At 60.7% G+C, this 10,237-nt stretch carries 11 protein-coding genes and 1 other RNA gene; 10 read left to right on the forward strand and 2 right to left on the reverse strand.

Features of this window, described 5'->3' with window-relative positions:
- Window positions 1-453: AAA family ATPase (locus tag NDI87_RS13805; protein WP_296275938.1), on the reverse strand; the 453-nt coding region annotated here is incomplete at its 3' end.
- A gap of 109 nt (window positions 454-562) precedes the next feature.
- Between NDI87_RS13805 and NDI87_RS13810 the strand changes: the two genes are divergently transcribed.
- The 10 genes from NDI87_RS13810 to NDI87_RS13855 all read left to right on the forward strand — a co-directional run bounded on the left by NDI87_RS13810 (window position 563) and on the right by NDI87_RS13855 (window position 9,077).
- The gene (locus tag NDI87_RS13810) at window positions 563-901 is read left to right on the forward strand and encodes a YegP family protein (protein ID WP_296275939.1); all 339 of its coding nucleotides are present in this window, start codon (window positions 563-565) and stop codon (window positions 899-901) included.
- A gap of 18 nt (window positions 902-919) precedes the next feature.
- Window positions 920-1,016, forward strand: an RNA gene (gene ffs, locus NDI87_RS13815) — signal recognition particle sRNA small type.
- A gap of 209 nt (window positions 1,017-1,225) precedes the next feature.
- Window positions 1,226-1,537, forward strand: coding sequence for a winged helix-turn-helix transcriptional regulator (locus NDI87_RS13820; RefSeq protein WP_296275940.1), 312 nt, complete (start codon window positions 1,226-1,228; stop codon window positions 1,535-1,537).
- Between the two features lie 25 nt (window positions 1,538-1,562).
- Window positions 1,563-1,919, forward strand: a complete 357-nt coding sequence (locus tag NDI87_RS13825; protein ID WP_296275949.1) for an FKBP-type peptidyl-prolyl cis-trans isomerase — start codon at window positions 1,563-1,565, stop codon at window positions 1,917-1,919.
- A 167-nt stretch (window positions 1,920-2,086) separates the two neighbouring features.
- The gene (gene grpE, locus NDI87_RS13830) at window positions 2,087-2,662 is read left to right on the forward strand and encodes a nucleotide exchange factor GrpE (protein WP_296275941.1); all 576 of its coding nucleotides are present in this window, start codon (window positions 2,087-2,089) and stop codon (window positions 2,660-2,662) included.
- Window positions 2,663-2,791: 129 nt separating this feature from the next.
- A complete protein-coding gene (gene dnaK, locus NDI87_RS13835; RefSeq protein ID WP_296275942.1) occupies window positions 2,792-4,735 on the forward strand; it encodes a molecular chaperone DnaK in 1,944 nt (647 codons plus the stop codon).
- Window positions 4,736-4,834: 99 nt separating this feature from the next.
- The gene (gene dnaJ / locus NDI87_RS13840; RefSeq protein ID WP_296275944.1) at window positions 4,835-5,968 is read left to right on the forward strand and encodes a molecular chaperone DnaJ; all 1,134 of its coding nucleotides are present in this window, start codon (window positions 4,835-4,837) and stop codon (window positions 5,966-5,968) included.
- Between the two features lie 101 nt (window positions 5,969-6,069).
- The gene (locus NDI87_RS13845) at window positions 6,070-7,434 is read left to right on the forward strand and encodes an MBL fold metallo-hydrolase (protein WP_296275945.1); all 1,365 of its coding nucleotides are present in this window, start codon (window positions 6,070-6,072) and stop codon (window positions 7,432-7,434) included.
- A gap of 66 nt (window positions 7,435-7,500) precedes the next feature.
- The gene (locus NDI87_RS13850; protein ID WP_296275946.1) at window positions 7,501-8,424 is read left to right on the forward strand and encodes a rhodanese-related sulfurtransferase; all 924 of its coding nucleotides are present in this window, start codon (window positions 7,501-7,503) and stop codon (window positions 8,422-8,424) included.
- Window positions 8,403-9,077, forward strand: a complete 675-nt coding sequence (locus NDI87_RS13855; protein ID WP_296275950.1) for a glutathione S-transferase — start codon at window positions 8,403-8,405, stop codon at window positions 9,075-9,077. The genes NDI87_RS13850 and NDI87_RS13855 overlap by 22 nt, the downstream gene beginning before the upstream one ends.
- Before the next feature lie 115 nt (window positions 9,078-9,192).
- Here the strand turns inward: NDI87_RS13855 and NDI87_RS13860 are convergent.
- On the reverse strand, window positions 9,193-10,237 hold a 1,045-nt coding region (locus NDI87_RS13860), incomplete at its 5' end, for an acyl-CoA dehydrogenase (RefSeq protein ID WP_296275948.1).

The raw sequence follows: 10,237 nt of genomic DNA on the forward strand, positions 1-10,237 counted from the left end.
CGGCTCTTCCAGCGTTTTGAGCATGGCGTTGAACGCCGTGTTGGTGAGCATGTGCACTTCGTCGATCATGAACACCTTGAACCGGCCCTGCACCGGCTTGTACACCGCCTGCTCCAGCAGCGCCTGGACCTCGTCCACGCCCCGGTTGGAGGCGGCATCAAGCTCGGTGTAGTCGACAAAGCGGCCACTGTCGATGTCTGTGCAGGCCTGGCAGACACCGCAAGGGGTGGCGGTGATGCCACCCAGGCCGTCGGTGCCCTGGCAGTTGAGCGACTTGGCCAGGATGCGCGACACCGTGGTCTTGCCGACGCCGCGCGTGCCGGTAAACAGGTAGGCGTGGTGCAGGCGCTGGCTGGTGAGCGCGTTGGTCAGGGCTTGCACCACGTGGTCCTGGCCCACCATTTCAGTGAAATTACGGGGACGGTATTTACGGGCGAGCACAAGGTATGACATTTCTTGATTCTAAAGGGCCCTACAAACCGTAAACTAGTTGTTCCGGAGGCGTCGCCCAATGCCTGACCGGTAAGTCCATCCAATTTGACAATTTTGAAGGAGAAGCACCATGGCAGGTAAATTTGAAATCAGCAAGTCAAAAAACGGAAAGTTTCTGTTTAACCTGAAAGCGGGTAATGGCCAGATCATTCTGACCAGCCAGATGTACGAATCCAAGACCGACGCCACCCAGGGCATTGAATCGTGCAAAACCAACGCCGCAGTGGACGAGCGCTTTGTGCGTGCCGAGTCCACGTCCGGCCAGCCTTATTTCAGCCTGAAGGCAGCCAACGGCCAGATCATTGGACGAAGCGAGATGTATTCCTCAGAAGCTTCACGCGAGAACGGCATCGCCTCCGTCAAGAGCAACGCCCCGGGAGCCCCCACAAACGATCTGACAGGGGCATAAGGCTTTACAATCGAAAACGACGAGCCTTCCCGCATGGTGAAGCGGCCAACCGGGTCAGGTGGGGAACCAAGCAGCCCTAACTGTGGAGCCAGTGCCGGGGTCAAGGCTCGTCACCCTCATTGAGATCATCTCGTTCATCAAGCAGTGCAGACAGGGTGAGGCGCGTGATCCGCCCCTCTGCCTTTCTAACTATGAAACCTGTAGCGCAGGCTAAATTTGCGCTATAGTTTCAAAGAAAAAAACGCCACAAAATACCTGATTTCCTGTTGGCTTTTATGGCCCATCAGGTCTTTCAACTACCCCAGCCTCTTGGAGACGAGTTTCATGACTTCCAAAGACAATATTGCCATTGGTCAATTGTTGAGCCTGCTGGAGTCACGTTACGCCATCCGGGTGTTGTGGGCCTTGAAAGACGGGCATCCGCAAACCTTTCGCATCCTGCAGGACAGCGTTGGCAACATCACACCCAACACGCTCAACACCCGCATCAAGGAATTGCGGGCAGCGGGCTTTCTCGACCACGGCAGTGACGGCTACCTGGCCACAGCCATGGGCTTGGACCTGCTCAAGCGCATGGGCGATTTGACCGCTTTTGCCAACAAATGGGTGGCCAGCCAAACCCCAGTCAGGGTTTAAAATACAACTTTTCCCCTCAACGACCATTCATATGACTACAACTGCTTCCGGCCTTACCATTGAAGACACCGTCCTGGGCAGCGGTGCGGTGGCCACTGCTGGCCAAAATGTCACCGTGCACTACACCGGCTGGCTCTACCAGAACGGCCAGCAGGGTGCCAAATTTGACTCCAGCAAAGATCGGCGCGACCCGTTTGTGTTCCGCCTGGGCGCCGGCATGGTGATCAAAGGCTGGGACGAAGGCGTGGCCGGCATGCAGGTGGGCGGCGCGCGCACCCTCATCATCCCGCCCGAGCTGGGTTATGGCGCACGCGGTGCCGGCGGCGTGATTCCACCCAATGCCACCCTCAAGTTTGACGTTGAGTTGCTGAATCTCGGTTAAGCCGTGGCGATCGGCCGCCTGGGCGGCCAAATGAAGCAGCGGGCTTGTTTGGCCCGCTTTTTTCTGCCTTGGCGGGTTTGTCACTTTTTTTGCCCGGATGCCCTTGTAAAAACGGTTTGCAGCCCAATCTCTCAAAAACTTGTTGTTTCACAACCATTCACACCTGCATGACCCACCCTAGCACGACCCCACCCGGCTCCGAACCTTCCACGGCCGGCACGCCCAACCCCGTTGACACCCCCAGCACCGATTCGGCCTTGCCTGAACTGGAAACGCAGACCCTGGCCAGCTGTCAGGCTGACATCGTTCTGCTGCAGGCCAAATGCAACGATCTGGCCGACCAGTATTTGCGCGCCAAGGCCGATACCGAGAACGCCCGGCGCCGCGCCGACGATGAAGTGTCCAAGGCGCGCAAGTTTGCGCTGGAGTCGTTTGCCGACAGCCTGTTGCCGGTGGTCGACAGCCTGGAAGCCGGTCTGGCGATCAAGGACGCCACGCTGGATCAATTGCGCGAAGGCTCCCAGGCCACGCTGCGCCAGTTGGTCTCGGCACTGGAGCGCAACAAGATCATTGCCATCAATCCGGCTGCCGGCGACAAGTTTGATCCGCACCAGCACCAGGCCATCAGCGTGGTGCCCTCCGAGCAGGAGGCCAACACCGTGGTCACTGTGCTGCAAAAGGGTTACCTGATTGCCGAGCGTGTGCTGCGCCCGGCGCTGGTGACCGTGGCCGCCGCAAAATAAAGCGACTGCCCGGCTTGAAATAAGCGCCGGCAGCCACACCTTATCCACATTCGAATTTCAAAACCCTCACGGGCGCTTGCACCGGCTGCACAACAGCCGGGCAACTGCTCCAACATTTAAGGAAGCATCATGGGAAGAATCATTGGTATTGACTTGGGCACCACCAACAGCTGTGTGGCCGTCATGGAAGGCAACACCGCCAAAGTGATCGAAAACGCCGAAGGTGCCCGCACCACGCCGTCCATCATTGCCTATCAGGAAGACGGTGAAGTGCTGGTGGGCGCCTCTGCCAAGCGCCAGTCGGTCACCAACCCAAAAAACACCCTGTACGCGGTGAAGCGCCTGATTGGTCGCAAATTCGCTGAAAAAGAAGTGCAAAAAGACATCGACCTGATGCCCTACAAAATTGCCGCCGCCGACAACGGCGACGCCTGGGTCGAAGTGCGCGGCAACCGCATGGCACCGCAGCAGGTCAGCGCCGACATTCTTCGCAAGATGAAGAAAACCGCTGAAGACTACCTGGGTGAAACCGTGACCGAAGCGGTCATTACCGTGCCGGCCTACTTCAACGATGCCCAGCGCCAGGCCACCAAGGACGCCGGTCGTATTGCCGGCCTCGATGTCAAACGCATCATCAACGAGCCCACGGCTGCCGCGCTGGCCTTTGGCATGGACAAGAACGAAAAAGGCGACCGCAAGATTGCGGTGTATGACCTCGGCGGCGGCACCTTTGACGTGTCGATCATCGAAATTGCTGACGTCGATGGCGAGAAACAGTTCGAAGTGCTGTCCACCAACGGCGACACCTTCCTGGGTGGCGAAGACTTTGACCAGCGCATCATCGACTTCATCATCGCCGAGTTCAAGAAAGACCAGGGTGTTGACCTGAGCAAGGACGTGCTGGCCCTGCAGCGCCTGAAGGAAGCCGCTGAAAAAGCCAAGATCGAGCTCTCCAGCAGCGCCCAGACCGACATCAACCTGCCCTACGTGACCGCCGATGCCTCGGGCCCGAAACACCTGAACATCAAGCTCACCCGCGCCAAGCTGGAAAGCCTGGTCGAAGAGCTGATCGAGCGCACCATCGCCCCCTGCCGCACCGCCCTGAAAGACGCCGGTGTCAGCGCCTCCGACATCAACGACGTGATTCTGGTCGGCGGCATGACCCGCATGCCCAAGGTGCAGGAAAAGGTCAAGGAATTGTTTGGCCGCGAGCCGCGCAAGGACGTCAACCCGGACGAAGCCGTGGCTGTGGGTGCCGCGATCCAGGGTCAGGTGCTCTCGGGCGACCGCAAGGACGTGTTGCTGCTCGACGTGACGCCCCTGAGCCTGGGCATTGAAACCCTGGGCGGTGTCATGACCAAGATGATCACCAAGAACACCACCATTCCGACCAAGTTTGCCCAGACCTTTTCGACCGCCGACGACAACCAGCCCGCGGTCACCATCAAGGTGTTCCAGGGCGAGCGCGAAATCGCTGCTGGCAACAAGCTGCTGGGCGAGTTCAACCTGGAAGGCATTCCGCCAGCCTCACGCGGCACGCCGCAAATCGAAGTGTCCTTTGACATCGACGCCAACGGCATTTTGCATGTGGGCGCCAAGGACAAGGGCACCGGCAAGGAGAACAAGATCACCATCAAGGCCAACTCCGGCCTGACCGAAGCTGAAATCCAGCAAATGGTCAAGGATGCTGAACTCAACTCGGCCGATGACAAGCGCAAACTGGAACTGGTGCAAGCCAAGAACCAGGCCGATGCCAGCCTGCACAGCGTCAAGAAGAGCCTGGCAGAGTACGGTGACAAGATCGATGCGGCCGAAAAAGCCAGCATCGAAGAAGCCATCAAGCAGCTCGAAGAAGCCCTCAAGTCCGAAGACAAGGCTGCCATTGACGAGAAGAGTGCCGCCCTCATGACGGTGAGCCAGAAGCTCGGTGAAAAAATGTACGCCGACATGCAGGCCAAGCAGGCGGCTGAAAGCGCGCAGGCCGGCGACGCCGGTCAGGGTGCGCCAGGTGGTTCGGCCCAGGCCGACGACAATGTGGTGGACGCAGAAGTGAAAGAAGTCAAGAAGCCCTAAGCACCTGTTTTCACGCTGTTTTTAAACCATTGGTGAGCGCCGCGCTGAACCTCGAAAGTTCACCGCGGCGTTTGCGTTGACATCAGGCAAGACCAGACCATGTCCAAAAGAGATTATTACGAAGTGCTGGGTGTTCCCAAGAACGCCTCGGACGAAGAAATCAAGAAGGCCTATCGCAAACACGCGATGAAGCACCACCCTGACCGTAACCAGGGCGATACCGCCAAAGCGGCCGAAGAAAAGTTCAAGGAATCCAAGGAAGCCTACGAAATGCTGTCCGACCCGCAAAAGCGGGCCGCCTACGACCAGCACGGCTTTGCCGGGGTTGACCCGAACATGCGCGGCGGCGCGGGCGGGGAAGCCTATGGCGGCTTTGCCGAGGCATTCGGTGACATTTTTGGTGACATGTTCGGCCAGCAACGGGGGGGCCGTGCCGGCGGGCGCCAGGTGTACCGCGGCGGCGACCTGAGCTACGCCATGGAGGTCACGCTGGAAGAAGCCGCCAAGGGCAAGGACGCGCAAATCCGCATCCCCAGTTGGGACAACTGCGACACCTGCCATGGCAGCGGTGCCAAACCAGGCACCCAGGTCAAGTCCTGCGGCACCTGCGGCGGCTCGGGCGCGGTGCAAATGCGCCAGGGCTTTTTCAGCGTGCAGCAGACCTGCCCAACCTGTCGCGGCACCGGCAAGGTCATTCCCGAGCCTTGCACCGCCTGCCATGGCCAGGGCAAGATCAAAAAACAGAAAACTCTCGAAGTCAAGATTCCGGTGGGAATCGACGACGGCATGCGCATCCGCAGCGCGGGCAACGGCGAGCCCGGCACCAACGGCGGGCCACCGGGTGACCTGTACATTGAAATCCGCCTGAAAAAACACGACATCTTCGAGCGTGACGGCGACGACCTGCACTGCTCGGTGCCGATCAGCATCATTACCGCCACGCTTGGCGGCGAAATCGACGTGCCCACGCTCGAAGGCAAGGCGGCCATCGACATCCCGGAAGGCACGCAAACCGGCAAGCAGTTCCGCTTGCGCGGCAAGGGCATCAAGGGCGTGCGCTCAAACTACCCCGGCGACCTGTACTGCCACATTCTGGTTGAAACCCCTGTCAAATTGACCGAACACCAGCGCAAGCTGATGCGCGAACTCGACGAGTCATTCAAAAAAGGGGGCAGCAAACATTCGCCCACCGGCGACAGCTGGACCGATCGGCTGAAAAGCTTTTTCAGTTGATATTTGTCGTCTGTCAGCCCTGTAAACAGTCCAAAATGAAGCCACGCTGTTGAGTTGCAACGGCGTGGCTTTTTGCTTGGGCAACACAAGGAGACCTTGACATGGGTGTGACCATCACTTTCCTGGGCGGTGCCGGCACCGTGACCGGCTCCAAATACCTGGTACAGCACGACGGCAAGCGCCTGCTGGTGGACTGTGGCCTGTTCCAGGGTTACAAGCAATTGCGCCTGCGCAACTGGGCGCCGCTGCCGGTGCCGCCCGACCAGATCCATGCGGTATTGCTGACCCACGCCCACCTCGACCACAGCGGCTACCTGCCGCTGCTGGCCAAGGAAGGCTTTGCAGGCCATGTCTATGCCAGCCGGGGCACGCGCGACCTGTGCCGCATTTTGTGGCCCGACAGCGGTCACATCCAGGAAGAAGACGCTGCGTTTGCCAACCGCCATGGCTTTTCCAAACACGCCCCTGCCCTGCCCCTGTACACGCGGCAGGACGCGCTCGATGCGCTGCCATTGCTGAAGGCGGTGGAGTTCGACAAGACCATCACGCCCATGCCGGGCTGGAAGGCCACCTTCAGTCCGGCCGGGCACATTTTGGGGGCGTCGAGCATCCTGCTCGAAGTGGCGGGTCGGCGCATTTTGTTCTCTGGCGACCTGGGCCGCCCGGACGACCTGATCATGAGCCCACCCGATGCCGCGCCACAAGCCGACACCGTGCTGATCGAGTCCACTTACGGCGACAGGATCCACCCCAGGGAAGATATTCCGGCCGAGCTGGCACCCGCCTTGCAGCGCGTGGCCAAGCGTGGCGGCGTGGCCGTGGTGCCGGTGTTTGCCGTAGGCCGTGCCCAGGCCTTGCTGCACGCCATTCACCTGCTCAAGATGAAGGGCGAGCTGCCAAGCTCGCTGCCGGTTTTCCTCGACAGCCCGATGGCGGTACACACCACCCATTTGTTTGAAGACCACCCCGGCGAGCACCGCCTGAGCCACCAGGACGCGCGTGCCCTGACCCACAACGCCACCATGATCAACAGCACCGATGAATCCAAAGCCCTGGCCAGCCGCCACGGCCCGATGGTGATTTTGTCAGCCAGCGGCATGGCCACGGGCGGGCGCGTGCTGCACCACCTGGCGCACTATGCCGGCAACCACCGCAACATGATCATCCTGACGGGCTACCAGGCACCCGGCACGCGCGGTGCCACGCTGGCCAGTGGCGCCAAGTCGGTGCGCATCCACGGCCGCGATGTCGAAGTCAACGCCGAAGTGGTGCAACTCGAATCCGCCTCGGCCCATGCCGATGCCAACCAGTTGCTGGCCTGGCTGCGCACCATGCCCGAATCGCCCGACCAGGTTTATGTGGTGCACGGCGAGCCTGGTCCCGCCGACACGCTGCGCAGCCGCATCAAACACGAACTTGGCTGGCGTGCCGTGGTCCCCGAGCACGGCTCGACCTGGCCTACATAATGTTGGGGTCAGAGCACGTCGCTGCGCGAGTGGTCTGACCCGCAAGTTCTTCGCAAAACATTCAAGATGCACTACCTGACCGCTGCCTTTTACAAATTTGTCGACCTGCCCGATTACGCCGCACTCAAAGAACCCCTGCTGGCGGTGTGCCAGCAGCAAGGCGTCAAGGGCATGATCCTGCTGGCTTGCGAGGGCATCAACAGCACCATCGCCGGCCCAGCCGATGGCGTGCGCGCGGTGCTCGCCTATTTGCGCCAGGACCTGCGGCTGGCCGACCTGCAACACAAGGAAGCCTGGTCGGACAAGCCACCGTTTTACCGCATGAAGGTGCGCCTGAAACGCGAAATCGTCACGCTGGGCGTGCCCGAGGCCAACCCGGCCAAACTGGCTGGCACCTATGTCAAACCGGCCGACTGGAACCAGCTGATCTCCGACCCGGACGTGGTGGTGGTGGACACCCGCAACCACTACGAGGTGGACATTGGCACTTTCACCGGCGCGCTGAATCCGCACATCGACAGCTTTTCACAATTGCCGCAGTGGGTCGAACAAACAGCAGCACTGAACCCGGTCACCGGTAAAAAACCCAAGGTTGCGATGTTTTGTACCGGCGGCATTCGTTGCGAAAAATCGACGGCCCTGCTGCGCGCCCAGGGCTTCGATGAGGTCTACCACCTGGAAGGCGGCATTCTGAAATACCTGGAAACCGTGCCGCCAGAACAAAGCCTGTGGCAAGGGGCGTGTTTTGTCTTTGACGAACGGGTGGCGGTGGGTCACGGCCTGGCGGTGGGAGACTACGGCCTGTGCCGGGCGTGCCGACTGCCGATCAGCGAGGCCGACAAGTTGTCGCCGCTGTTCGAAGATGGCGTCAGCTGCGCGCGCTGCCACGCCATCACCAGCGAAAGCCAAAAATCGGGTGCCCGTGAACGCAAGCGCCAGTGGGACCTGGCCAAGGCGCGCGGCCTGGACTGGGTTGGAGCCTCCAAATAAGCTATCCGGTCCTGTACTCGTTTCGCCGCTGCCCCTACGCCATGCGCGCGCGCCTGGCGCTGGCGGCCAGCGGCCAAACCTGCGAATTGCGCGAGGTGGAACTGCGTGCTAAACCGGCTGAACTGCGGCAAGTGTCGGCCAAGGCCACGGTGCCCGTGCTGGTCGAGACAGACGGGCATGTACTGGACGAAAGTCTCGACATCATGTTGTGGGCGCTGCAGCGCCATGACCCGCTGCACTGGCTACCTGCCGATGACGGGCTGACGGATGCCCTGTTTTTAATCAAGCGCTGTGACAACGAGTTCAAGCCCCAGCTGGACCGATTCAAATACCCGAACCGGTTTGGCATTGCTGATCTAGATGCGCCCCGTGACCTTGGCGCTGTTTTTCTAGTTGATCTTGAGCAGCGCCTGACCCAAGAGCCTCACCTTTCAGGTGCACACTGGGGCTTGGCAGATGCCGCCGTCGCGCCCTTTGTGCGTCAATTCGCGCACACCGACAGCGCCTGGTTTGCCAGCCGCCCCTGGCCCAATCTGCAGACCTGGCTGGCCAATTTTGAGGCCGCGCCGCTGTTTCAGCGTGTCATGACCAAGCACCCGCCGTGGCAAGCAGGGCAGACTCAGACGCTGATTTTCACAGAGCCGGCGCTTTGACCGGCAGGGTTGTGGATCGGGCAGATGTTGTGCCCGGCCCGCAGCCCGAGTTACGGCAGCACATCCCGGATTGCGCTGCGCTGCATCCGGACGACGCCACGCTACATAGACCCTATCAGTACGCCTCCAGCGCCAGCGCAGTCACACAAGCCGCCCCTTCCACAATACTGTCACGCAGCCCCGGGGCCTTGGTCAACAGGTGGTCGGCGTAGAAACGTGCGGTGGTGATCTTGGCCCGCATGAAGGCCGTGTCCAGGCCCTTGTCCAACTGGTCTTGCGCCACCAGCAAGGCGCGCGCCAATTGCCAGCCCGCCATCAGGTTACCCGCCAGCATCAGGTAGGGCACGCTGCCGGCGAAGACATCGTTGGGCCTGGTTTTGGTGTTGCCCACGACAAAGTCCACCACATCAAGGAACGCCTGCCGTGCGGCCTTGAGGCGCCTGGCCACGGCCTGGGCGTCGTCGCTGCCGTTTTGCAGCAGAGCGACTTCGGTGGCCTCGATCTGCGCGGCAATGCCTTTGGCGGTCTGGCCGCCATCACGCGCCGTCTTGCGCCCCACCAGGTCGTTGGCCTGGATCGCGGTGGTGCCTTCGTAAATGGTCAGGATCTTGGCGTCGCGGTAATACTGGGCGCAGCCGGTTTCTTCAATGAAACCCATGCCACCATGCACCTGCACGCCAAGGGATGTCACTTCCAGGCTCATCTCGGTGCTGTAGCCCTTGATCAGCGGCACCATGAATTCATAAAACGCATGATTTTGCTTGCGCGTCTCGGTATCGGTATGGTGATGTGCTGCGTCATAAGCCGCAGCCGCCACGCTGGACAGGGCCCGGCAGCCCTCGGTGTAGGCGCGCATGGTCATGAGCATGCGCTTGACATCGGGGTGGTGGATGATGGGGCCGGCCGCTGGCAGTGAACCATCGACCGGGCGGCTTTGAATACGCTCCCTGGCAAATTCCACCGCCTTTTGGTAGGCCCGGTCGGCAATGGCAATGCCCTGCACACCGACGCCGTAGCGCGCGGCATTCATCATGATGAACATGTACTCCAGGCCGCGGTTTTCCTGGCCGACGAGGTAGCCCACCGCACCACCGTGGTCGCCAAACTGCAGCACCGCCGTGGGGCTGGCCTTGATGCCCATTTTGTGCTCGATGGACACG

This window comes from Rhodoferax sp. (genome assembly GCF_023701345.1).
GTDB lineage: Bacteria > Pseudomonadota > Gammaproteobacteria > Burkholderiales > Burkholderiaceae_C > Rhodoferax.